We start from the raw sequence: 23494 nt of genomic DNA, 5'->3' as shown, positions 1-23494 counted from the left end.
GGCACATGTCCAGTTTCGCCCCCGGCCCGGCACAACCGGGCCCCGCGCAACCAGGTCTCGTGCAGCCCGGCCCCGCGCAACCTGGAACCGTGCGCCGGGTCCTGGCACGGCTCGACCCCTCACCGCGGATCCGCGACCTGGCGGCGTCGTACCGGGACCGGCACGGCCGCCGCGCCCGGGCGCTCGCGGCACTCCTGGGGGACGACGACAACACGGCGTCCAGCGACGTGACCATTCACCCGTCCCAGGTGCGGCTGCCCCGGACCGTGATTACGGCCGCTGCCCAGGCCAGGGGACTAGAGCCCGTCGGCGGCATGTCGGCTTTGGTACAGCGCGGACCGTTCGTCGAGCCGATGCGCTTCACCCGGGCGGCCCCCGCTGCGCGCTCTCAGGCCGACGCCCACCCGCAGGAGGATGCCCGGTGAGCATCGGCTGGATCCTCGTCGCGGTGGCGCTGATGCCGCTGGTGCTGTGGCTCGTGGTGATCGCGGTGATGGCTGCCCGGCGGTGGTGGCGCCGCCGGGGAGACGAGAAGACGCGCCGCCTGCGACTGGCCCGCATTCTGGGTCGGGGAGGACGCGGTGATGTCGTCGTCGTCCCCACTACAGATGTGGACCTGCCCGAGCACACCGTCATCGAGGTCGCCGCCGGTGCAGGGTGCCGCCTGGTCGGATACGAGCGCGCCGACACGCTCCTGCGGCGACGGGTGGGGGTGTTCGTCCGCGTCGGCGGCCCGGTCGACGCGGTGATCCGTGGGCCACGCGCCGCCCGCACCCGGGTGGATTCGGTGGGCTCCGCAGGACGGGTGTCCGTATCCCGGTAGTGTCGCGACCATGCGCATCGGTATGGCTCTCAACTACAGCGGCGGGTTCGCCGAGACCGCGGCAGAGGCCGCTGACCTCGAACGGGCGGGCCTGGACGTCGCCTTCGTCCCCGAGGCCTATTCGTTCGACGCCGTGAGCCAGCTCGGCTACCTCGCGGCCAAGACGTCCACCATGGAACTCGCGTCCGGGATCCTGCAGATCTACACCCGCACGCCAACGCTGACCGCGATGACCGCCGCCGGCCTGGATTTCGTCTCCGAGGGCCGCTTCACGCTCGGACTGGGCGCGTCCGGCCCGCAGGTCATCGAGGGTTTCCACGGCGTGAAGTACGACGCGCCGCTGGCCCGCACCCGCGAGATCATCGAGATCTGCCGCAAGGTGTGGCGCCGCGAGAAGCTCGTCCACGACGGCAAGAAATTTCAGATCCCGCTGCCCGCCGACCAGGGCACCGGGCTGGGCAAGCCGCTCAAGCTCATCAACCATCCGGTGCGCGAGAACATCCCGATCATGCTGGCCGCGTTGGGCCCGAAGAACGTGGAGCTGGCCGCCGAGATCGCTGACGGCTGGCAGCCGATCTTCTTCCACCCGGAGAAGGCGCACCTCGCGTGGGGTGACCCGCTCGCCGCCGGCCGCGCCAAGCGTGATCCGTCGCTCGGCGACCTGGACGTTCTCGCGAGCCCCGCGCTCGCGATCTGCGACGAGTCCGAGGTTCCCGGCTACCTGGAGTTCGTCAAGCCTCACCTGGCCCTCTACATCGGTGGCATGGGCGCGCGCGGCAAGAACTTTTACAACGAGCTCGCCTGCCGCTACGGCTACGAGGACGCAGCCAAGGAGATCCAGGACCTGTACCTCGACGGCAAGAAGGAGGAGGCCACCGCTGCTGTGCCGGACGAGCTCGCGCGGTCGATCTCGCTCATTGGGCCCGCCTCCTACGTCGCCGAGCGGGTCGAGGCGTTCCGCGAGGCCGGCGCCACGACGCTCACCGTCATCCCGATGGCGATGGACGCGCCGGGCCGCATCAAGCTCGTGGAGCAGTTCCGCGAGCTGGTCTGAGCCCCGCCCGGCTCAGGACAGCTTGTAACCGGCGCCGCGCACGGTCACCAGCCGGTCGGCCCCGATCTTGCGCCGCAGCGTCCGGACGTAGACGTCCACGACGTTGGAGGCGGGGTCGAAGTCGTAGCCCCAGGCGTGCGCCAGGATCTGTTCGCGTGAGAGCACCTGGCCGGGGTGCTTGAGGAACACCTTGAGCATCGCGAACTCGCGGCTCGTCAGTTCCACCGGGCGGCCGTCGACCGAGGCGATGCGGGTGAGCAGGTCCAGCGAGAGATCCCCGTGATGTAGTGCGGGGGCGGACCCGCTGGCACCGCCCTCACCGCCGCCGGTCGGATCGCCGCCCTCACCGAGCCGCACGCGAACCCTAGCCAGAAGTTCCGCGAAATGGAACGGCTTGGCCAGGTAGTCGTTTGCGCCGGACTCCAGGCCCAGCACGGTGTCGTCCACGGAGTCGCGGGCGGTCAGCACTACGACGGGCGTGGTGATGCCGGAACCGCGGGCGGTGGAAAGCACCTCGAAACCGTCCATGAGCGGCAGCCCGATGTCGAGGACAACCAGGTCGTGGTCCCCGGCCCGCATGGACTCGAGCGCGGAGCGGCCGTCGCGGACGTGGGAGGTGGCGAACCCGGCGGCCTGCAGGCCCTTCTCGAGGAAGGACACGATGCGGGGGTCGTCCTCGGCGATGAGGATGCGGTTCATGACTGACTCTCCTGCGTGCGGTCAACGGCGTCAACGCCGTCAAAGCTGGGGGCGGGGCTGCCGGTGGGACTGCCGGCGGGGAGGTCCACGGCGAAGGTAGCGCCGTCGCCGGGAATGGAATCGAGCGTGACCGTGCCGCCGTGGGCGCCGGCGATGGCGGTGACGATCGACAGGCCGAGTCCGGCGCCTCCCGCGGCCCCGGTGCCGTCGCCGCCACGGTCGAAGCGACGGAAGATCCGTTCGGCGTCCTCGGACTTTACGCCGGGCCCGTCGTCGGTGACGGAGATGACGAGCCGATTCTCGATCCACCGTGACCCGAGTCGGACCCGCCCGCCGGGCTCGGTGTGGGAGACGGCATTGGTGGCCAGCTGCAGCACGGCCTGGGTGACGCGCTGGGGATCCAGCACGGCTTCGCCCTCGGCGATCTCCACCAGCTCCCACCGGCGGTCGCCGAGTTGCTGCGCCTGGGATTCGATGTCCAGGAGCAGTTCGGCGGCGTCGACGGTCCGGGATTTGACGAAGTCGGGCCGCTCGGCCTTGGCGATGGTGAGCAGGTCGGTGACGATCCGGCTCATCCGGTCCAGTTCGGAGTCGACGAGCCGCATGGTCTCGGCGCGGGTGGCCGGGTCCTCGGCGGGATCCATGGTCTCCAGGTGCCCGCGGATGACGGTGATGGGGGTGCGCAGTTCGTGCCCGGCGTCGTCGACGAACCGGCGCTGCGTGTCGTAGGCGGCCTCGATGCGGTCGAGCATCGCGTTGAAGGTCATGGCGAGCTGCGAGATGTCGTCGCGACCGTGCACGGGCACGCGCCGGGTGAGGTCGCTTTCCTGGATGCCCTCGGCGACCTGCCGCACCTCGCGGACGGGGGCGAGGATCTGCCCCGCCACGAGGTAGCCGAGCAGGGCGGTCAGGGCGAGCCCGGCGAGTGAGCCCCACGCGAACACGCGCATGGTGGCGTCGACCTCGGCGCGTTCGGGCGCGGTGAACACGGCGATCACGAACGTCGAGTCGCCGCCGTCGATCGTCACCTTGCCCCAGCGCACCGGCCCGGCGGGGGTGTCGGCGATCCCGGACGGCGCCGCCGATTCCCGGATCGCGTTGACCACGTCCGAGTCGGCCGCCAGGTCGTACGGGCCGGGGTCGCCGCCGGAGCGGTCGACGGCGAACACGCGCGCGTCGTCCATCCCCAGGTGCACCTCGTGCGAGGCGGGAATCTGCCGGCCGAGGTACAGCCGCAGCATCCGCTCGGGGCTGTCGAACGGCTCGGCGGTGGTGGGGTCGACGCCCTCGCGCGCGAACGTCCGGAACTCGTCGAGCTCCTGCACCACGTCGGCGTTCGCGGTGCGGTCGACGTCGGCCATGAGCAGCGTGCGCAGCGTCAGTCCCAGCCCGAACAGTACGAGGGCGGTGGTGAGGACGATCCAGCCGACGATGCGCCACCGGGCGGGGATCGACGTGGTGCCGCCCCGACCGGTGGTGTGAGGGCGGGCCTTAGTCGTCCCAGTCGTCGTCATCCCAGTCATCGTCCCCATCGTCGTCGTCCCAATCATCGTCCCAGTCGTCATCGTCGTCCCAGTCGTCGCCGTAGTAGGGCACGACCGGCTGGACCGGTTGGACCGGCTGGACGGGGTTGTTCTGCCGGGGCGCCGGGGCCGGCGCGGCGGGCGGCGCAGGCACGGGTTCCGGTCGGGTGTCCGGGCTGCGGGTGGTGGAGGTGGGATCGGGAGTACTTGACGACGACGAGGCCGTCGACCCCGACTTCCCGTCCCGGCCGTGCTGCCCGTCAGGGGAATTCATCTTCACGGTTGCGTCTTCGACGCGGACGGGCGGGGCGCCGGTGTCCGAGCTGATGGCCAGTGCCCCGAACGCGAGTCCGGTCGGCACCAGCACGGCGGCGGCGATGAGGGCGAGCTTGCGGCTGAACTCAGTCATGTCGGGCCAGCTCAGTCGTCGTTGTCGTCGTCGTGATCATCGAGGTCGACGTCGTGATCATCACGGTCGTCGTCCCGGTCATCATCTAGGTCGTCGCGGTCGTCGTCCCCATCATCACGGTCATCGCGATCATCCAGGTCGTCGTCCCCGTCGTCGCGATCGTCCCGGTCATCGTTCGAGTCTCCGGCGGGGCCGCTCAGGTCCGGCGCGGGCACGCTGGTGACGACGGTCGAGGCGGGGGAGTCGTCGGAGGAGTCGTCGCCGTTGCCGCAGGCAGACAGGACGAGAGCGGACGCGGCGGCGATGGCGAGGAGCCCTGCGCGGGCCTTGGGTGTGGTGATCATGACTCCAATAGTGCGTGGCCTGCGTGATCGCTCCATGAAATTCCCATGACAGAGTCTTCATCTTCGCGGCCGCCGGGGGCCACTCGCCGGGGACACCCGCTGGGACGATCCGCCGCGGAAATGACCACACCCCGCGGGCCGTGGGGGCCGCGGGGTGTGGGTGGGGCTGTGTGGCCGGACGTGGCGGCCTGGACGTGGCGGCCTGGCTCAGACCAGGTCCACGACCACGTTCTTGAGCACGGGGGCGTCGTCGCGCTCCACGACGGTCGCGGCGACGAGCAGCTGTGTGCCCTCCTCCCACACGCGGATGCGCATGGTCTCGCCGGGGAAGAAGATGCCGCCGAAGGTCACGCCGTATCCGTGGACGCGGGTGACGTCGCCGCCCAGCACCTCGTCGATCACGGCGCGCAGGACCAGGCCGTACGAGCACAGGCCGTGCAGGATCGGACGCGGGAAGCCGGCCGCCTTCGCGAACGCGGGGTCCGAGTGCAGCGGGTTGCGGTCGCCGCACAGGCGGTAGAACAGGGCCTGCTGCGGCAGGGACGCGAACTCGATCGTGTGGTCGGCCTCGCGCTCGGGGTAGGTGACCTTCTCGGAGGTGCCACGCTCGCCGCCGAAGCCGCCCTCGTCGCGGGCGAAGATGCCGGACCGGGAGGTCCACAGCTTCTCACCGTCCGCCGACACGGTCTCCGACTCCTGGATGATCACCGCGGCAGAACCCTTGTCCTGGATCTCGGCGATCTTCGTCGTCGTCGTCGCCGTTCCCTCCGCCGGGATCGGACGGTGCAGGCGCACCGACTGGCTGCCGTGCACGACCTTGGCCAGGTCGATCTCCACGCCGGGGAACGACACCTTCGGTGCCTCGGTCACGTTCATCGTGGCCGCGACAGTCGCGAACGACGGCAGCACCTTGGGCACCGAGTCGTGGATGTACTCCAGGCCCGTGGTCTCCATGGGGTCGCCCGCGGCGCCGACGCTCAGCGCGTACAGCGCCACGTCGGAGGCGGTCCAGGAGAACTCCTGTGAGGGCAGCTCGGCACCGAGGGCGGTGTTCAGATCAATGGGCACGTCAGGCTCCCGTCGTGGCGGTGGAGGAGGCGGAGGTGGGGGCGCTGCCGGCGGTGTTGGTGGTGGCCAGCATGTTCTCGACGGCGAGGTAGCCGAAGACCAGCGCGGGGCCGATCGTGGCGCCCGGGCCGGCGTAGGTGTGGCCCATGACCGGCGACGACGCATTGCCGGCGGCGTAGAGGCCGTCGATCACGGAGCCGTCCTCGCGCAGGACACGACCGTGGATGTCGGTGTTCGCGCCGCCCTTGGTGCCCAGGTCGCCCGGGACCATCTTGACCGCGTAGAACGGCGCCTTGGCGACGGGCCCGAGGCTCGGGTTGGGCTTGTTGGTGGGGTCGCCGTAGTAGTGGTCGTACCCGGAGACGCCGCGCTTGAAGTCCTCGTCGACGCCGCGCTCGGCGAAGCCGTTGAAGCGGTCGGCGGTCTTCTGCAGCGACTCGGCCGGCACGCCGATGAGGTCGGCCAGCTCGGCGAGGGTGTCCGCCTTGTGGAAGTTCTCCGTCTCCAGCCACTTGCGGGGAAGCGGCTGCTTGGCCTGCAGGCCCGCGAAGAGGTAGCGGTTCTTGTACTCCTGGTCGAAGACGATCCACGCCGGCACGTTGTCGCCCGGGGCGTCCTTCTGGCCCTCGGTCGCCTGGCCGTACTCGCCGCCGTACATGCGGTGGCCGGCCTCGACGTAGGGCAGCGACTCGTTCATGAACCGCTCGCCCTTGCCGTTGACCATGAACGAGCAGGGCAGCGACCGCTCGGCCAGCGCGAACCACGGGCCGCGCGGCATGAGGATCGTCGGACCCCACCAGGCGTCCTCCATGAAGGACAGGGCCGCGCCAGTCTTCTCCATGAACTCGATGCCCTCGCCGGTGTTGCCGGCCGCGCCGACCGTCCACGAGGTGGGGATGGGCTGACGCTGGTACTTGTCGCGCATCTCCTGGTTGTGCTCGAAACCGCCCGAGCCCATGACCACGCCGAGGCGGGCACGGAGGGTGGCCTCCTCACCGTTCCGGGTGACGGTGATACCGACGACGCGCTCGTCCTTGCCCGAACCCTCGGTGACGAAACCCGTCATGGGCGTCTCGAGCCACACCGGCACGCCGGCATCCAGCAGACCCTTGCGCATCGCGGCGATGAGCGCGCGGCCCATACCCACCGAGTTCTGCTTGCGGGCCTTGGCGAGGAACATCCGGGCCGCCACCTTCATCGAGCGACGGATGCCCTTGGTGTGCGGACGCTGCAGCAGGTTGAGCCAGCGGTAGTCGGACTGCATCACGACCATGTTCGCCGGCGCCTTGGCGTACGGCGGCTCGAGCTTGTCGGCCTCGGAGCCGAGCTGGTTGAGGTCGAACGGGCGGGGCTCGACCGAGCGGCCACCGAGGCGACCGCCCGGGGCCTCCGGGTAGTAGTCCGAGTAGTCCTTGACCCACTCGAGCTGGAGCGGGGTGTTGGCCAGGATGAAGTCCATGACCTCCGGGCCGCGGTCGATGAAGGTGTCGATGCGCTCCGGGGCGACGACGTCCCCGATGATGGAACGCAGGTAGGTGCGCGCCGCCTCGGGGGTGTCCAGCACCCCGTCACGCCTGAGCACCGAGTTACCCGGGATCCACACACCGCCGCCGGAGCGGGCAGTGGACCCACCGTAGTGCGGTGCCTTCTCAACGAGGACCACGCTGAGGCCCTTCTTTGCTGCCGCGAGGGCGGCCGTCATGCCTGCTCCACCGCTGCCGACGACGACGACGTCGAATTCCTGGTCTGCCATGTAGAACACGTTATAGAAAAGCGGGCCGACACGCCAGACGTCCCTGGTAGCACCAGGTAGCATCCCCGTCATGCTCAACGAGGAGACCCGTGCCACTCTCGCGCAGCGACTCTGGGACGCCGAAGCCGGCGTGACCCCCATCGCTCCGCTCACCGACGACCACCCGGACCTGACCCCGGACGACGCGTTCGAGATCCAGCTCGTCAACATCCGGCGCAAGCTGGACGCGGGCGCTGTGGTCACCGGCCACAAGGTGGGCCTGGCCTCCAAGGCCATGCAGGAGATGATGGGCGTCGACGAGCCCGACTACGGCCACCTCCTCGACACCATGGAGTACCCCGAGGGCACGCCGATCGAGGCGGCGAGGTTCTGCTTCCCCCGCGTCGAGGTCGAGGTGGGCTTCATCCTCGGCGCCGACATCCCACCGGAGGGCTGCTCCCAGGAGGAGGCCGCCGCCGCGATCGAGTGGGTCGTGCCGTCCATCGAGTTGATCGACTCGCGGATCAAAGACTGGAAGATCACCCTCGGCGACACGATCGCCGACAACGCCTCCTCCTGCGGCTACGTGGTGGGATCCGGGCGCGTGCGACTGGCCGACATCGACGTCGCCGCCATCGAGGCCACCCTCTACAAGAACGGCGAGTTCCTGGCCTCGGGCCGCTCGGACGCCGTTCTGGGTAACCCGCTCAACTCCGTCGGCTGGCTGGCCTCGACCGTCGCCAAGTTCGGCGTGCGTCTGCGCAAGGGCGACGTGATCCTGCCGGGCACCGCCATCCGCGCCATGGACGCCACCCCCGGCGACTCCTTCCGTGCCGAGTTCGCGGGCCTGGGCGATGTGACCATGGAATTCAGCTAAGGCGGGTGCTGCCCGGCCGCATGCGCACCGTGCACGCCTGCGGCGTGGTGAAGGGGATGAGCTCAACGTCTATTGAGGTCTCCTCGGCGAGCCCGTCCAGCATCCCTGCGTGGAGTGCGCACACCACGCCGTCGCGCGGATCGACCAGCTCGCGGAACGGGCAGTTGCGTAGCTCTACCGACTCAAGGGCTGCACTGGTCCCGCCGGCCGGGATGTCGGTGGCCTGAACAGCGCCAATTGCCGACTCCACGACCGCGGACGGTTCGAATCCGAGGTCGTCGAGGGTCGCCACTATTCGTGTCCTCGTGGTGGCGTCCGGGGCGGTGTGGGTGGTGTCGTCGTCGTTTCTTCCGGATCCCTCTGCCGCGATGCGTCGTCCCCACGCCCTGCCCATGCGTCTGGCGGTGGCGGCGGGGTCGTCGCCCTCGAGTTCGGAGAGCAGGAGCGAGGCGAGGAGTTGGTAGTCGCGGCGGCCCGTCCACGCGCCCCGGTCGCTCGTGCGATACGTGACCTGCGGGCGGCCGCGTCCTCCGCCGCTGGTGTCGCGGCTGTCCTGTGTGACCAGGCCCGATTCGCGCAGCGCGGCGGTGTGCAGGCGGACCGAGTTGGGGTGCAGCCCGAGCGTCGCGGCGAGCTCGTCGACCGTCGGGGGAGTGGCGGCCGTGCGGATCTCGGCGAGCACGCGGTCGCGGGTGTCGCCGGTGCGGGTGTCGTGTCCGGGCATGGTCGCCTCCTTCGTCCGCGGTGCCGAGGCCATTTGATAACAAGCCAATTGTGATCTAATAGTGGCACGCCTCGAGGCAAGGGAGAAGTCGTGAGCGAGCTATCCGTCACGGACGTCACCGGTGGGGCAGGCGCGGCAGGGGGCAAGGGCGATCCGGAGCTCGACGCCCGCAGCATTCCCCACGCGATCCGCCACGGCGCGGTGATCGGCGCGTTCTCGCAGGTCCGGCAGGGTTACGCGATGGTGCTTGTCGCCCCGCACAATCCGCTGCCACTGCTCGGCCAACTCACCGAGATCGAGGGCGACGCGCTGGAGGTCACCTACCTGCAGCAGGGGCCCGACGTGTGGCGCCTGCGGCTCGGCCGGAAGTAGCGGGCCTCGACATGGACGACGCAGGCGGAGCCTCGGCCGGCGAGCGGCTCGAGCACGATCACCACCGCATCGACGAGGGGTTCGCGCGGTTTGCCGCCTCCCTCGGCGGCTCCGACGTGGACCGCGACGCGTACGACGACGCCGCGACCGCCCTGCGTCACCACATCTACATCGAAGAGGTTCACCACTTCCCGGTGGTGCGCGCCGCCGGGCTGATGGGGCCGATCCTGGTGATGCTGCGCGAGCATGGCGAGATCTGGGACCTGCTCGACGGCATCGAGGCCGCCCTCGACGCCAGCCGCGTTGACGAGGCGCGAAGCCTGTGGCCGCAGCTGGCCGACGTGCTCGAGCAGCACAACATGAAGGAGGAGCGGATCGTCTACCCGGCGGGTGACGAGGCGCTCCCGCCCGAGGTAGCCGCGGCCATCACCGACGAACTCGCCTCCGGTCGGACTCCCGCGGGCTGGGCGTGCGAGATGGCCGAGCGCTAGCCGAGCCGGTCGTCGGCCAACGCGCGACTGGCCGCCACCGCGACCCGCGTGACCAGCGGTTCCAGCCTGGCCAGCGCGGCCTCGTCCGGCGCGCTGGCCGAGAGCGCGGCAACCGCCTCGTCGTCGTCAAAAACCGGGGCCGCCACGCAGTACAGCCCCGGCGTGAGCTCGGCGTGGTCCAGGGACCTACGCCGCCGCCGGATCTCGGCGAGTTCCACCGTCAGGGCGTCCGCCGAGGTCACGGTGGTGTCGGTCCACGCCACCATCGGCCCCTGGGCGACCCTCGCGGCGGCGGCCTCGTCGAAGGCCAACATGGCCTTGCCCACCCCCGTGCAGTACGCGGGCAGCCCACCGCCGATGCGCGACGGCGACGGGATCGGCCGCGGCCCGTGCAACTTGTTGAGGTACACCACCTCGTCGCGATGCAGCGTGGCCAGGTGCACCGTCGCGCGCGTGGCCTCGAAGAGATGCGCGAGAAACGGCGTGAGCACCCGCCGGATCCGCTCGTATGCCGGCGACGCGGGAATCGGATCCAACTCGTGCACCAGCGGCCCCAGCCGGTAGCGCTGCCCGATCCGCGTGACCGCCCCATTGCGCTCGAGCGCCGCGAGAAGACGCAGCGTCGTGGACTTGGCCAGACCGGTCTCGCGCGCCAGTTCGCTCAGCGTCAACCCATTGCCCGCGGCCGTGGCGCGCAGCACGTCAAAGGCGCGATCGACGGGCGAAACGGGTGGTTCGGGCATGCGGTGAGTATAGCGCGTAGGTACGACATCGGGTGGCTTTGCCTCGAACACTTGCACGATCTATGCGGGGTGGGTAGGCTAGCACGTACGTTCTAGATCAGTTCGTGGGGGAAGTTTCAGATCAGTGCGGCGGGGGTGTGGTGATCGTGGGGGAAAAGAAGAGAAATAGGACGACGACGACAACGTCGGCGACCGCATCGGAGAGTTCGTTGTCCGCCGTGCCGGATCCCGGTACTTCGGAAGAGATGACGGCCTTGAGCGAGGCTGCTCGGTCGGCGACGCTGTCGCAGAATCTCGACGGGGCGACTCGGCTGAACGCGGCATGCCTGCTGGTGAATCAGTTCGAGCGGCAGGAGCGGGAGCGGGACCTGGCAGACGAGGAGGCCGGGCGACCGCCGCGGGCGAAGTATGCGCGGTTGAATCCGGAATCCCGGGCCCGGGACCATCTGGCGGCGGCATGCCAGCTCACGACGTGGCATGCGGAGCGACTGGTCACGGCCGGGCTGCAGATAGGGTGTCGGCTCAGTCGGTTGAACTCCCAGGTCAGTAGGGGACTGATTCCCGAGCAGCTGGCCATCGATGTCGCATGCCGGCTGGCCACGGTGGCCGACGAGATCGTCGCGGGCGTGGAGGCCGAGGTGATGGCCCAGATCGCCGACGCGCTTCATGGCGGTGATCGGCCGAGCCGGACCGCGGTGGACGCGATGATCGACCGCGCGGTGGAGAAGCTCGACAAGTCCGAGGCCAAGGCGTCCGACGAGGAGGCGGCCGAGTCGCGCACCGTGCGGTTCAAGGTGGGGCGCAACGGCATGACCTCGGTGTGGGCCAAGCTCACGACCAAGGACGCCGAACTGCTGCGGCGGCGGATCGACACCGACGCGCGCGCCGCCGCCGGGGATGGGGCCGAGGGCACCATGAACCAGCTGCGCGCCGATGCCCTGGCCGCGCTGTCCGTCTACGCTCCTGCGGGGGAGCCCGAGGTCGTGGACGGCATTGAACTCGGGCAGGCCGAGGCGGGTTCGGAGCTGCCCAAGCCCTCACTCGGCAATGCGGCTGCGGCGACGGGCCAGCCGATCCGGATCAGCGTGATCTCGGCGGCCGCGCGGGGCGAGGCCAACCAGGTGGAGTTCGTGCGCGGCGCCTACGCCAGCTTCGAATGGCTCTGCCGCGAACTCCTCGAAGGGGAGGACTCGCGAGTGCGGTTCGAGATCATCGACCCGGCCCCCGGCGCGCTCGACGAACCCGAGTGGCAGTTCCGCTACTTCATCTCCAACAAATTGGCCGAGCGGATCCGGCTGCGTGATGGCACCTGCCGCCACCCCGGCTGTCAGGTCGACGCGGCAGACTGCGACATCGACCACGTGATCGCGTTCGACAAGGATCATCCGGAGTACGGCGGCCCGACCGCCGAATGGAACCTGGTCTGCCTGTGTAGGGAACACCACAGGGAGAAGACCTTCGGTACGAACTCCTATCGAACCGGGCCGCTGGGCGACCTGATCATCACCACCGAGACCGGGCACGTTCACCGCACCAGGCCCTCGGGTCCGCTGGCGCGTGCCCGGAACGGGATGGAGGAGAGGCTGTTGCAGATCAAGTTCGACCGACTGATCGGGCCGGACGGGTACTTCAGGAATCCGCCCGGCAACACCCCGCCGAACTCCCCACCGAGTTCCCCGCCGAGCAGGCCCGCGTAGGGGCCTGCCCGGACAGCTGTTCCATTCAGTGGCACAGTCGTTTGTCGGGTGTCAGTCGGGCGGGTGAGACTGCTGTCATGACGGAGAAGAAGAAGCTCACCGCCGCGATCGTGGGGTCCGGCAACATCGGCACCGACCTCATGTACAAGCTCGAGCGCAGCGAGTACATCGAACCCAAGTGGATGATCGGCATCGACGCCGAGTCCGAGGGCATGAAGCGTGCCGCCGACCACGGCCTCACCTGCATGGCGGGCGGCGCCGACGAGCTGCTCGCCTCCATCGAGGCCGGTGGCGAGAAGCCCGACCTGCTGTTCGAGGCCACCAGCGCGTACGTGCACAAGGCCTACGCGCCCAAGTACGAGGAGGCCGGCATCATCGCCATCGACCTCACCCCGGCCGCGGTCGGCCCGATGGTCATCCCGCCGGCGAACCTCCACGAGCACGCCGACGCGCCCAACCACAACATGGTCACCTGCGGCGGCCAGGCCACCATCCCGATGGTCCACGCCGTCTCCGAGGTCGTGCCCGTCGACTACGCCGAGATCGTCGCGTCCGTCTCCTCCGAGTCTGCCGGCCCCGGCACCCGCGCCAACATCGACGAGTTCACCGAGACCACCAAGCTGGCCATCGAGAAGGTCGGCGGCGCCAAGCGCGGCAAGGCCATCATCATCCTCAACCCGGCCGAGCCCCCGATGATCATGCGCGACACCATCTTCTGCGCCATCCCCGAGGACGCGGACCAGGACCTCATCACCACCGCCATCCGCAAGCGGGAAAAGGAGATCCAGGAGTACGTGCCCGGCTACCGGCTGCTCCAGGAACCGCAGTTCGACCCGCCCACCGAGATCACCGGTGGCATGGCCCGCGTCGCGATCTTCGTCGAGGTCGAGGGCGCCGGAGACTTCCTCCCGCCGTACGCCGGCAACCTCGACATCATGACCGCCGCAGCCACCAAGGTCGGCGAGGACATCGCCAAGACCAAGCTCGCCACCACCACATCCGGAGCGTGAGACAGACATGGATATGACCAACCCGCACAACGCCGGCGCCCGGGCGTACAGCTCCGAGCTCGACATCCGGATCACCGACTCCTCACTGCGCGACGGCTCGCACCACAAGCGCCACCAGTTCTCCGTCGAGGACGTGCGCAACGTCGTCGGCGCGCTCGACGGCGCCGGCGTCCCCGTCATCGAGGTCACGCACGGCGACGGCCTCGGCGGTGCCTCCTTCAACTACGGCTTCGCCAAGTCCTACGACCAGGACCTCATCAAGGTCGCGGCCGAGACCGCCAAGCAGGCTAAGATCGCGTTCCTCACCCTGCCCGGCCTGGGCATCAAGGACGACATCCTCGCCGCGCGCGACAACGGCGGCTCCATCTGCCGCGTGGCCACCCACTGCACCGAGGCCGACGTCTCGATCCAGCACTTCGGCTACGCCCGCGACCTCGGCCTCGAGACCGTCGGCTTCCTCATGATGAGCCACACCCAGACCCCCGAGGTGCTCGCAAAGCAGGCCCGCATCATGGCGGATGCCGGCTGCCAGTGCGTCTACATCGTCGACTCGGCCGGCGCGCTCGTCATGGACCAGGTCTCCGACCGGGTCTCCGCGCTCGTCGCCGAGCTCGGCGACGACGCGCAGGTCGGCTTCCACGGCCACGAGAACCTCGACGTGGGCGTGGGCAACTCCATCATGGCGATCCGCGCGGGGGCGCAGCAGATCGACGGCTCCACCCGCCGTTTCGGCGCCGGCGCCGGCAATACGCCCGTAGAGGCACTGGTCGGGGTGTGCGACAAGCTCGGCATCACCACCGGCGTCGACTTCTTCCGTATCGCCGACGCCGCCGAGGACGTCGTGCGACCGCTCATGCCGTCCGAGTGCGTCGTCGACCGCCAGGCCATGATGCTCGGCTACGCCGGCTGCTACTCGTCGTTCATGAAGCACGCCGAGGGCCACGCCGAGCGCTACGGCGTCCCCGCCGCCGAGATTCTCATCCGCGCCGGCGAGCGTCGCCTCGTGGGCGGCCAGGAGGACCAGCTCATCGACATCGCGCTCGAGATCCAGAAGGAGCGGGCGAACGCCTGATCCGCACTGGTCAGTACGTCACCGCCCCGGGGCCACACGGCCTCGGGGCGGCGTCGTTTTCGCTGCGATGTCTTTAGCCGGCCGCCCACGCGACGATCGGGTCGAGGTCGGCCACTTCCACCTGCTCGATGCGCGTGTTCGACAGCAACAGCTGCGCGGCGGAAGTGTCGGGGGTGCGGCGCAATGCCCTGCGCAGGGCGGCCATGATCACGCGGTCCTTGAGGGACAGGCGTGCCGGGTCGAGGTCGCCGCGCAGGTCGAACGTGGTGACGGCGCGGCCGCTGGAGGCGGCGAGCTTGGCGGCGAGGGTGCCGCGCCCCGGGTCGTCGGCGGGGGAGAGTCCGACGACGACGAGAGCAACCCTTCCCGGAGCCGACCGGATTGCCCGCAGGAGACGTTTCCGGCCACGAATCCGCGTGGCGTAGATCGGCGCGAGGACGATCAACGGGTCGGCCGTAGACGCGGCCTCGAATGAGGACAGCTCCACCGCCGGAGTGCCCAGACGCTCCGACAGAGCGAGGGCGTACCGGCGAGTGGAGCCGTACTTGGAGTTGTAGGCGATGGTGGGGCGAGACACATCTACGAGTCTGTCACCCGACGGCGTCAGTCGTTGTAGGAGATCTCGACGTGGTCGGACTTCGGCAGCAGCTGGCAGCCGAGAACGTAGCCCTCCTCGACCTCCTCCGGATCGAGGATGCCGTTGTGGATCATCTCCGCCTCGCCCGACTTGAGGATGCAGGCACACGCCGAGCACTCACCCTTGCGGCACGAGAACGGCGCCTTGATGCCCTTGGACAGGAGCACATCCAGCAGGGGAGTGTTGCGGGGCCAGTCGATCTCGTGGGTCTGGTCGTCGAGCTCGACTGTCGCCTTCGCCGGGCCCTCGCCGCCCTCCTCGGCCGGGGTGTCGTCGATGATGATCTCGGCGAACGGATCGCCCTCGATCGAGGAGAACACCTCGGTGTGGATCAGGTGCATGTCGGCGCCGGAGCGACGCAGACCGGCCTTGACGGTCTCCATGAACGGCGCGGGTCCACAGATGTAGGAGTGACGCTTCCGGGCGACCGGCTGGAGGATGTTGCCGATGATCTCAGCGGTGGGCAGACCGGAGACGGACTCCAGCCAGTGGATCACCGTGAGCCGGTCCGGGTGGGCCTGCTGCAGGTCGCGGAGCTGCTGCTTGAAGATGACCGCGTCCTCGTTGCGGTTGGCGTACAGCATGACGATGTGGCCGGTGCCCTGCGCGAGCGCCGAGCGCAGGATCGACATGACCGGCGTGATGCCCGAGCCCGCGGCGAGCAGGATGAAATCCTGGTCCAGGTTCTTGGGCGTGAAGATGCCGGACGGTGCCAGGACGTGCATGTTCATGCCGGGCTCGGCGTTGTCGCAGACCCAGTTGGAGCCGTAGCCGCCGACCGTGCGCTTGACCGTCACCTTGAGCTGGGTGTCGTCGGTGGGCGAGCTCGACAGCGAGTAGCAGCGGGCCACGGACCCGGTCTGTTCGCTGGGGATCCGCAGCGTGAGGAACTGGCCCGGCGTGTACCGGAAGTCCTCCTCGGAGCCGGCGGGGATGTCAAAGACGATGGACTTGGCGTCCGCGGTCTCGTCGATCACCTCCGCGATGGTGAGTTCGCGAACGAAGGAGCCCAACTGGGGGGTTTCGGTCATGGGAAAAGCCTATCGGGTGGATGAAGAGAACAGGCGCCGACAATTCCGCGGAGCGGTAGGTGCACCGCCCCGCGGAATGCTCGTGTCGGTCGACTCACTCAGCGACGTAGAACGGATTGACCATGTGCTCGGCGTCGACCGGGTCGACTCCCTCGGCGAGGGTGATCAGGCCCTCGGCGTAGGCGTAGCGAATGCTCGCGAGCATGCGTGGGCACGTGTCCTCGCCCTCGGGGATCTCTGCGCCGGAGCGCCACTCCGTGAGGACGGGGCATTTGTGGTCACTGCCGTCGCGCCACTGGATGGACGTGTGCTTCTCGCTGTTCTTGCGGACGAACGCGCGGGTGCCGCAGTTCTGGCAGTCCACCGGCTGGAAGCCGGCCCGCGTGTACGTCTCCCGGTCCAGGTCGGTGTGGGCGTGGAGCTGTGCGGCGCGCGCCGGGTCGGTCTCATCCCAGGTGGGTGCGCGCCGCGAGTCGCCCTGCTTGAAGGTCACTTGTCCGCGCGGGAGGACTCGGCCTCGCCGGCGACCTCGGCCATTCCGGTGTACTGGGTCTGCTCGTCGGAGACCTCGGCCTCACCGGCTTCCTGCTTGCGCATGTTCTCCTCGACCTCCTTCTCCCAGTACTGGTTGGCGGCGGTGGTGTCGACCTCGAACTCGAAGCGCTCCTGCATGTCGGGCTCGACCTTGTCGCGGTCCACGTAGAACTGCTCGTACCAGCGGCGCAGCTGGTAGACGGGGCCGTCCTCCTCGCACAGGAGCGGGTTGGCGATGGCCGACTTGCGCTGCCAGATGCGTACGTCCTGGAGGAAGCCGTCGCCGAAGAACTCGGCAATCTTGCTGGCCATCTTGGTGGACGTCTCGTCGTCGAAGCCCTGGGGCTTCTTGACCATCAGGCCGTACATGAGCACGAACGAGTTCTGATCGACCGGGTAGTGGCAGTTGATCAGCACGACCTCGGACTCGAAGTCGCCGTACTGCTGCTTGAGCGGGTTGATCATGAACGACGGGCCGTAGTAGGAGGCCACGGACTCGAGCAGGGTGTCGCCGTACTTGCCGCCCGAGGGGTCGTGGTCACGACGGCCCTTGGTGTTGAGGTACTGCGTGGCGGTCTGACCCTCGAAGACGTTCTTGAAGTAGGTCGGGAACGCGTAGTGGATGTAGAAGAAGTGCGCCATGTCGACGACGTTGTCGACGATCTCCATGCAGTTGGAGCCCTCGATCTCGAGGCGGTTCCACACCCAGTCGGTCCACTCGCCCGAGTCGTACTCCTCGAGGTAGGGGATCTGCTCCTCGTCGGTCGGCGGGTTGCCCTCGTGATCGTGCCACACGAAGACCAGGCCGTTCTGCGTCATGGTGGTCCAGGCGCGGGTCTTGGCCCGCAGCGGGACGCGCTTGGCGTACGGGATGCCCTTGCACTTGCCGTCGCCGCCCCAGCGCCAGTCGTGGAACGGGCACGCGATGTTGCCGTCCTTGACCTCGCCGTCGGAGAGGTCTCCGCCCAGGTGGCGGCAGTATCCGTCGAGGACGTTGATGCCGTCGTCGTTGGCCCAGACGACCAACTTGGTGCCGAAAGCGTGGATGGAATGCGGCTTGCCGTCGGAGTATTCCTTGACGGTTCCGATGCAGTGCCAGCCGCGCGCGTAGCGATCGCGCACCTCACCGGTGTCGATCTCGCGGATGGCGCCGGGAGCCTTAGTGGGTGTGGACATGGTAATGCCTCCTGATGGCGTGAGCCTGATGAGAACAGGTTATAGAATCGTGTGAGGGGCCACAACCAATCCCGTCAGTGCTGGCACACCGTGCCAGTCCAAGGGGTCGGCAGTTGATGTCTGGTGAAAAACTGGAACGTGTTCTAGTCTAGATCACGCGCCCCATACTAAGCCAGAGAGGGATCACATGAGCGAGTACGCCAATCACGAGGTCATCGACCGGATCAAGGCCCTGCTGCCCGGATTCGCCGAACGTGCCCAGGAGACCGAGGAACTGCGCAAGGTTCATCCGCAGAACATCGCGGAGCTGGACGAGGCCGGTTTCTTCAAGCTCTGCCAGCCCTCCCAGTGGGGTGGCTACGAGGCGGACATGGAGACCTTTTACACCGCGGCGATGCTCGTCGCGACGGCGTGCCCCTCCACCGGCTGGTGCGCCAGCATCCTCGGTATCCACAACTGGCACCTGGCACTGTTCCCGCAGAAGGCGCAGGAAGAGGTCTGGGGCGAGGACCCGACCGTGCGTATCTCGTCGTCGTACGCCCCGATGGGTGCGGCCAAGAAGACCGCCGACGGGCTGGTTCTCAACGGCAAGTGGTCCTGGTCCTCGGGCTGTGACCATGCCGACTGGGTGTTCCTCGGCGGCCCGGTGCTCGACGAGAACGACAAGATGGTGGACTTCTGCACCTTCCTCGTCGAGAAGTCGCAGTACGAGATCCTCGACGTGTGGCACGTCGCCGGGCTCAAGGGCACGGGCTCTAACGACATCCTGGTCAAGGACGCGCTCATCCCCGAGCACCGCGTGCTCTCCTTCGGCCTGATGGCCGCCACCAAGAGCCCGGGACTCGAGATCAACACCAACCCGATCTACAAGATGCCGTGGGGCACCATCCACCCCACCACCATCTCCACGCCGATCGTCGGCATGGCGTTCGGCTGCTACGAGGTGCACCGCGAGCACCAGCGTGACCGTGTCCGCGCCGCGTTCGGCACCGCCGTCAAGGACGATCCGTTCGCCAAGGTCCGCCTGGCCGAGGCCGCGGGCGACATCGACGCGGCGTGGCTGCAGCTCATGCGCAACGTGCGCGAGGAGCAGGACATCATCACCGCCGGCGGCTACCCGGACATGGACATCCGCACCCGCGCCCGCCGCGACCAGGTCCGCGCCACCCAGCGCTCGATCGACGCGATCGGCCTGCTGTTCCAGAACTCCGGAGCCCGCGCCCTGCAGGACACCTCGCCGATCCAGCGTTTCTGGCGTGACGCCAACGCCGGCCGCGTCCATGCGGCCAACGAGGCCACCAAGGCGTACATCATGTATGGACAGAATGAGTTCGGCGAGAAGGTCACGGACTCGATGGTCTGATCCGGGCGACTCGGATCGAAGGGACTAGAAGCGAACATGGCTATCAACAATTTCGGGTATGTCCGGATCTATGCCAAGGACATGGAGGCCTGGCGCGAGTACGGCACCAAGGTGCTGGGCTTTGTGGTGGGCACAGGTGACAACCCGGACGCGCTCTACTTCCGTATGGACGACCATCCGCACCGGTGGATCATCGTCCCCGGCGAGGAGGACAAGCTCGGCCAGGTGGGCTGGGAGTGCGCCAACGAGGGCGAGTTCGAGGACGTCAAGGCCCGCCTCGACGCCGCCGGCGTGCCGTGGGAGGAGGCTCCCGACGAGGTCAAGCGTGACCGCAAGGTCCGCGGCCTGATCACCTGCCAGGACCCGGCCGGGTTCACGCTGGAGATCTACCACACGATCGCGCTGCAGCACCGCCGCATCCCGACGCCGTACGGCCACGAGTTCGTGACCGGCGACCAGGGCGCGGGCCACATCGTCCTGTCCACCCCGGACGAGGTGGCGGCGCTGGAGTTCTACCGCGACGTGCTGGGCTTCTCGCTGCGTGACTCGATGAGCCTGCCGGCGGAAATCGTGGGCCGCCCGGCCGACGGCGAGCCCGCGTGGCTGCGCTTCCTCGGCTGCAACCCGCGCCACCACTCGCTGGCGTTCACGCCGTTCCCCAATCCGACCGGCATCATCCACCTCATGGTGGAGGTCGGTTCGGCGGACGACGTGGGGCTGGCCCTGGACCGCGCGCTGCGCAAAAAGGTCAAGATGTCGGCGTCGCTGGGCCGCCACGTCAACGACAAGATGATGAGTTTCTACATGAAGACGCCCGGCGGGTTCGACTGCGAGTACGGCTGCGAGGGCATGCAGGTCACCGACGACGAATCGTGGGTGGCCCGCGAGTCCACCGCCGTGAGCCTTTGGGGACACGACTTCTCCGTCGGCATGCGGTAAACGCCTAGGCTGGGCCCACATCTTCCGCCGCCCACGCGGCGGCGCGGGTGTGGGCTCAGTTGTAGGCCCACACGAGTAGACAACCACCATCCACCGGGAGGACCGAGAACGATGAGCAGCACCGAAGACCGCCCCGAGGGCCAGAATTTCTCGTCCCGGGAACTGCGCGACGCGCTCGGTCAGTTCGCGACGGGGATCACCGTGATCACGGCGGTCAATGACGGCGCGCCCGTCGGGTTCGCATGCCAGTCGTTCTCGGCCCTGTCACTGGACCCGCCGCTCATCCTCTTCTGCCCCAACAAGTCGTCCTCCTCGTGGAAGGGCATCGAGAAGGCCGGCAAGTTTGTCGTCAACATTCTCTCGGAGAACCAGGAGGACGTCTCCTCCACCTTCGGTCGTCGAGGTGACGACAAGTTCGCCGAGATCGACTGGACCCCCAGCCCCATGGGCTCGCCGGTGATCACCGGCGTCATGGCATGGCTGGACTGCGAGATCGACCAGATTCTCGACGGCGGTGACCACTGGATCGTGCTGGGGCGCGTCGACAGTCTCGGCCCCACTGAGCGCGACATCCGGCCGCTGCTGTTCTACCGCGGCGCCTACCTCAGCATCGAGGAGGACGTGGTCGATCCCACGCCCGAGCAGGTCGAGCTGGCCAACTTCATCACCTCCGCCGACTCGTACACCTGGCTCTAGAAGGAGACCCCATGACCGACGGTGTGACCGCACCCCTGGCCGCCGCCCTCGCCGAGGCGGAGGAGATCATCCGGTCGGCGCCGCACGTGCGCACCGAGGCCGATGTGGCGGAGGGGCTCGAGTACCTGCTCAGCACGATCCGCGGGGTGATCGAGAACGGTCAGCATCGCGGCCGCACGCATCCGCAGCTGTTCCAGGCCACCGGTCCGTACACCAAGATGGGCCTGGACAACCCGGACACGCTGTACTTCTACGCCAATCTCGCCGACGGCGCCGAGTACGTCGTCGAGGGTCGCCGCGGCACCACCGCGGACCTGTCCTTCCAGGTCATGGCGGGAAACTACACCGCGGATGAGCGCGCCGCGTCACACGCGGCGTTTGATGATCGCGCCCTGGAGCTCGACGCCGACGGTCGGTTCGCCTTCCGGATGGGACCAGCGAGATACGACGACGACGAGGGCGACCCCGGCTACGTCGTACTCCATCCCGGGTCGTCGATGATCACTATTCGTGAGGTGTTCTCCGACTGGGACGGGGAGGAGACCGGGTCGGCAATCCTCAGGCGCGTTGATGCCGAGGGCACTGCTCCCGAGCCGGCCACCGTCGCCGGCCAGGAGAAGTTCTACGGCAAGTTGGCCGAGGCGCTGATCGGGCGTCTGCGCACGTGGCTGGCGTTCCCGGGCTGGTTCTTCGGCGACCAGGAGCGCAACACGCTGTACTCGCCGCGCAGCACGCCCGGCGGGCTCACCACGCAGTACTCGTCGGCGGGCATCTTCGAGCTCGGGCCCGATGAGGCCATGGTGATCTCGGTGCCCGTCGCCGGGGTGCCCTACCAGGGCTTCCAGCTCGGCAGCCTGTGGTACATCTCGCTCGAGTACGTCAACCACCAGACCAGCCTCACCGCCGACCAGGCGCACGTCACCGACGACGGGATGATCCACCTGGTGCTCTCCGAGCGGGATCCCGGCCTGGCCAACTGGCTGGAGTTGCTCGGACACCGTGAGGGCATCATGCAGTTCCGCTGGCAGCGGGTCGACGAGCCCATCACCGACGCCCTCGGCCCCACCTGCAAGGTCGTGCCGTTTGACTCCCTGGCCGACGAGGTGCCCGGTTACGCCGAGCAGCGCGTCACGCCGGAGCAGTGGCGGGAGCGCATCGCCGCCCGCCAGCAGGCGTTCGCGCGCCGCGGACTGACCTGAGCCCGGCGGCCTCCGCTACCGCCGCGCAGCCCCTCCACCCCCGATCCCCTCAGGAGACAAGCCAGTGAGTGACGCCGATCGCGTGAACGTCGGAACCGTCGAGGACCTGCACGCCAGCGCCTCGCGCACCGTCGGCCTGGAGGACTTCGGCGACGGCGCGGACGGCCACCGCGAGGCCCTGGGCATCCTGCTCGACTCCCTGCACTCCGATGCCGGGCTCACGCCCGCCGGCAGCAAGTATTGGCGCTCGGTCCTCAAGAGCGCGCTGACCGCCAGGCTCATGGCGAACGCCGGGTTCGCGGCCGCCCCTGAGCAGGCGGATACCCCGATCGAGCGACCCGTCGTCGTCACCGGGTTGCCCCGGACCGGCACCACGGCGCTACACCGGCTCCTGGGTGCCGACCCGCGCAACCAGGGGCTCGAGCTCTGGTTGACGGAGGTCCCGCAGCCGCGGCCGCCGCGCTCGACGTGGGAGGACGACCCGGCGTACGCGGGCCTGCGCGACCTTTACGCCGGGTTCATGTCCGAGAACCCCGACTACGGCGGCGTGCACTACATCTCCGCCGACGATCTGGAGGAGTGCTGGCAGCTGCTGCGGCAGTCGGTCACGTCGGTCTCGTACGAGTGCCTCGCCCGGCTCGACGGCTACTCGACCTGGCTGCAGGGCGCGGACTGGGTGCCGGCGTACCGGCGGCACAAGCGGAACCTGCAGCTCATCGGCGCCAACGATCCCGGCCGGCGCTGGGTGCTCAAGAATCCCAGTCACCTGTTCACGCTCGACGCGCTGCTGCAGGTGTACCCCGACGCGGTGGTGGTGCAGACGCACCGCGATCCCCGCAAATCGATGGCGTCGATGTGCTCGCTCGCGCACCGCACGGCCGCCGACTGGTCGACCCGGTTCACGCCGGAGTACATCGGCTCGTCGCAGCTGGACCTATGGGCGCGCGGCGTCGAGACCTTCGATGCGGTGCGGGCCCGGCACGAGGCGGACTCGTCCTCGCGGGCGACGTTCATCGACGTCGAGCACCGCGAGCTGGTGGCCGACCCGGCGGGCGTGGTGGAGCGCGTCTACGCAGCGACCGGCGAGACGCTGACGGACGATGTGCGCGCGGCCGTGGAGGCCGAGAACGCGCGCAGCCTGTCCGGCGACCGGGCGCCCGCGCACACGTACACGCTCGCCGACTACGGGCTTAGCGAGTCCGCGATCGCCGAGCGCTTCGCCGGCTACCGCGGCCTGGAGGCCTGACGCGCGGCTCGAGGCTCACGGCTCGCGGCTCGCGC

At 68.7% G+C, this 23494-nt stretch carries 26 protein-coding genes; 14 read left to right on the top strand and 12 right to left on the bottom strand.

All coding sequences use genetic code 11. The annotated features are described in order from the left end of the window. Positions 1–5: 5 nt before the first annotated feature. From G6016_RS02695 to G6016_RS02685, 3 genes are read left to right on the top strand one after another with little or no spacing between them, the layout of a single operon-like run. Positions 6–425: a hypothetical protein gene (locus tag G6016_RS02695; RefSeq protein WP_241729681.1), complete on the top strand. Its 420-nt coding sequence runs from the start codon at positions 6–8 to the stop codon at positions 423–425. After that, on the top strand, positions 422–823 hold the full coding sequence (locus G6016_RS02690) for a hypothetical protein (RefSeq protein ID WP_182631167.1): 402 nt from the start codon (positions 422–424) through the stop codon (positions 821–823). Before G6016_RS02695 ends, G6016_RS02690 begins: the two co-directional genes overlap by 4 nt. Positions 824–833: 10 nt before the next feature. Then, a complete protein-coding gene (locus G6016_RS02685) occupies positions 834–1877 on the top strand; it encodes an LLM class F420-dependent oxidoreductase (RefSeq protein ID WP_182631166.1) in 1044 nt (347 codons plus the stop codon). A gap of 12 nt (positions 1878–1889) precedes the next feature. Here the strand turns inward: G6016_RS02685 and G6016_RS02680 are convergent, their stop codons facing one another. The 6 genes from G6016_RS02680 to kstD form a co-directional block, all read right to left on the bottom strand. After that, positions 1890–2576: a response regulator transcription factor gene (locus G6016_RS02680; protein WP_182631165.1), complete on the bottom strand. Its 687-nt coding sequence runs from the start codon at positions 2574–2576 to the stop codon at positions 1890–1892. After that, complete coding sequence (locus tag G6016_RS02675) at positions 2573–4090, bottom strand: sensor histidine kinase (protein WP_182631164.1); 1518 nt, start codon at positions 4088–4090, stop codon at positions 2573–2575. Before G6016_RS02675 ends, G6016_RS02680 begins: the two co-directional genes overlap by 4 nt. Further along, positions 4068–4508 (bottom strand): hypothetical protein, encoded by a 441-nt coding sequence (locus tag G6016_RS02670; protein WP_182631163.1) that lies wholly within the window; start codon positions 4506–4508, stop codon positions 4068–4070. Before G6016_RS02670 ends, G6016_RS02675 begins: the two co-directional genes overlap by 23 nt. 11 nt (positions 4509–4519) lie before the next feature. After that, positions 4520–4852, bottom strand: coding sequence for a hypothetical protein (locus G6016_RS02665; RefSeq protein WP_182631162.1), 333 nt, complete (start codon positions 4850–4852; stop codon positions 4520–4522). A gap of 207 nt (positions 4853–5059) precedes the next feature. Further along, positions 5060–5920: an enoyl-CoA hydratase ChsH3 gene (gene chsH3 / locus G6016_RS02660; RefSeq protein ID WP_182631161.1), complete on the bottom strand. Its 861-nt coding sequence runs from the start codon at positions 5918–5920 to the stop codon at positions 5060–5062. Between the two features lies 1 nt (position 5921). Next, the gene (kstD, locus tag G6016_RS02655; protein WP_187354261.1) at positions 5922–7673 is read right to left on the bottom strand and encodes a 3-oxosteroid 1-dehydrogenase; all 1752 of its coding nucleotides are present in this window, start codon (positions 7671–7673) and stop codon (positions 5922–5924) included. A 70-nt stretch (positions 7674–7743) separates the two neighbouring features. On the opposite strand from kstD, the gene G6016_RS02650 reads away from it, so the two are divergent. Continuing rightward, on the top strand, positions 7744–8529 hold the full coding sequence (locus G6016_RS02650) for a 2-keto-4-pentenoate hydratase (protein ID WP_182631160.1): 786 nt from the start codon (positions 7744–7746) through the stop codon (positions 8527–8529). Here the strand turns inward: G6016_RS02650 and G6016_RS02645 are convergent. Next, entirely contained in the window at positions 8522–9253 is a 732-nt protein-coding gene (locus G6016_RS02645) for a helix-turn-helix transcriptional regulator (protein ID WP_182631159.1), read from the bottom strand. The genes G6016_RS02650 and G6016_RS02645 overlap by 8 nt on opposite strands. Before the next feature lie 90 nt (positions 9254–9343). On the opposite strand from G6016_RS02645, the gene G6016_RS17095 reads away from it, so the two are divergent. Then, positions 9344–9625: a DUF2249 domain-containing protein gene (locus tag G6016_RS17095; protein WP_182631158.1), complete on the top strand. Its 282-nt coding sequence runs from the start codon at positions 9344–9346 to the stop codon at positions 9623–9625. Between the two features lie 11 nt (positions 9626–9636). Beyond that, the gene (locus G6016_RS02635; protein WP_182631157.1) at positions 9637–10116 is read left to right on the top strand and encodes a hemerythrin domain-containing protein; all 480 of its coding nucleotides are present in this window, start codon (positions 9637–9639) and stop codon (positions 10114–10116) included. Here G6016_RS02635 and G6016_RS02630 read toward each other — a convergent pair. Then, positions 10113–10859 carry an IclR family transcriptional regulator gene (locus G6016_RS02630; RefSeq protein ID WP_182631156.1) on the bottom strand — a complete coding sequence of 249 codons (747 nt, stop codon included), beginning with the start codon at positions 10857–10859 and terminating at the stop codon, positions 10113–10115. The genes G6016_RS02635 and G6016_RS02630 overlap by 4 nt on opposite strands. A 245-nt stretch (positions 10860–11104) precedes the next feature. Between G6016_RS02630 and G6016_RS02625 the strand changes: the two genes are divergently transcribed. The 3 genes from G6016_RS02625 (at position 11105) to dmpG (ending at position 14638) form a co-directional block, all read left to right on the top strand. Further along, positions 11105–12556, top strand: coding sequence for an HNH endonuclease signature motif containing protein (locus G6016_RS02625; RefSeq protein ID WP_182631155.1), 1452 nt, complete (start codon positions 11105–11107; stop codon positions 12554–12556). Between the two features lie 77 nt (positions 12557–12633). Continuing rightward, positions 12634–13566: an acetaldehyde dehydrogenase (acetylating) gene (locus tag G6016_RS02620; protein ID WP_182631154.1), complete on the top strand. Its 933-nt coding sequence runs from the start codon at positions 12634–12636 to the stop codon at positions 13564–13566. A gap of 7 nt (positions 13567–13573) precedes the next feature. Then, complete coding sequence (dmpG, locus tag G6016_RS02615; protein WP_182631153.1) at positions 13574–14638, top strand: 4-hydroxy-2-oxovalerate aldolase; 1065 nt, start codon at positions 13574–13576, stop codon at positions 14636–14638. 73 nt (positions 14639–14711) lie between these two features. Here dmpG and G6016_RS02610 read toward each other — a convergent pair whose 3' ends face one another. The 4 genes from G6016_RS02610 to G6016_RS02595 all read right to left on the bottom strand — a co-directional run bounded on the left by G6016_RS02610 (position 14712) and on the right by G6016_RS02595 (position 18016). After that, positions 14712–15215 carry a flavodoxin domain-containing protein gene (locus tag G6016_RS02610; protein WP_182631152.1) on the bottom strand — a complete coding sequence of 168 codons (504 nt, stop codon included), beginning with the start codon at positions 15213–15215 and terminating at the stop codon, positions 14712–14714. A gap of 26 nt (positions 15216–15241) precedes the next feature. Continuing rightward, positions 15242–16306, bottom strand: coding sequence for a ferredoxin--NADP reductase (locus G6016_RS02605; RefSeq protein ID WP_182631151.1), 1065 nt, complete (start codon positions 16304–16306; stop codon positions 15242–15244). Positions 16307–16400: 94 nt separating this feature from the next. Continuing rightward, on the bottom strand, positions 16401–16799 hold the full coding sequence (locus tag G6016_RS02600; protein ID WP_182631150.1) for a hypothetical protein: 399 nt from the start codon (positions 16797–16799) through the stop codon (positions 16401–16403). Beyond that, the gene (locus G6016_RS02595; protein ID WP_182631149.1) at positions 16796–18016 is read right to left on the bottom strand and encodes a 3-ketosteroid-9-alpha-monooxygenase, oxygenase component; all 1221 of its coding nucleotides are present in this window, start codon (positions 18014–18016) and stop codon (positions 16796–16798) included. The genes G6016_RS02600 and G6016_RS02595 overlap by 4 nt, the downstream gene beginning before the upstream one ends. A 187-nt stretch (positions 18017–18203) precedes the next feature. Between G6016_RS02595 and hsaA the strand changes: the two genes are divergently transcribed. From hsaA to G6016_RS02570, 5 genes are all read left to right on the top strand, one after another. Then, positions 18204–19379, top strand: a complete 1176-nt coding sequence (gene hsaA / locus G6016_RS02590; protein WP_182631148.1) for a 3-hydroxy-9,10-secoandrosta-1,3,5(10)-triene-9,17-dione monooxygenase oxygenase subunit — start codon at positions 18204–18206, stop codon at positions 19377–19379. Positions 19380–19415: 36 nt separating this feature from the next. Further along, positions 19416–20318, top strand: coding sequence for an iron-dependent extradiol dioxygenase HsaC (hsaC, locus tag G6016_RS02585; RefSeq protein ID WP_182631147.1), 903 nt, complete (start codon positions 19416–19418; stop codon positions 20316–20318). Positions 20319–20429: 111 nt separating this feature from the next. Beyond that, positions 20430–21014 carry a 3-hydroxy-9,10-secoandrosta-1,3,5(10)-triene-9,17-dione monooxygenase reductase subunit gene (hsaB, locus tag G6016_RS02580; RefSeq protein ID WP_182631146.1) on the top strand — a complete coding sequence of 195 codons (585 nt, stop codon included), beginning with the start codon at positions 20430–20432 and terminating at the stop codon, positions 21012–21014. Between the two features lie 11 nt (positions 21015–21025). Then, positions 21026–22213: a hypothetical protein gene (locus G6016_RS02575; protein WP_182631145.1), complete on the top strand. Its 1188-nt coding sequence runs from the start codon at positions 21026–21028 to the stop codon at positions 22211–22213. A 64-nt stretch (positions 22214–22277) separates the two neighbouring features. Further along, a complete protein-coding gene (locus G6016_RS02570; protein WP_380023898.1) occupies positions 22278–23459 on the top strand; it encodes a sulfotransferase family protein in 1182 nt (393 codons plus the stop codon). Positions 23460–23494 lie beyond the last annotated feature (35 nt).

Origin of the sequence: Dietzia aerolata (assembly GCF_014144865.1) — a bacterium.
GTDB classification, from domain to species: Bacteria; Actinomycetota; Actinomycetes; order Mycobacteriales; family Mycobacteriaceae; genus Dietzia; species Dietzia aerolata.
This window is presented reverse-complemented; position numbering and strand designations above follow the sequence as displayed.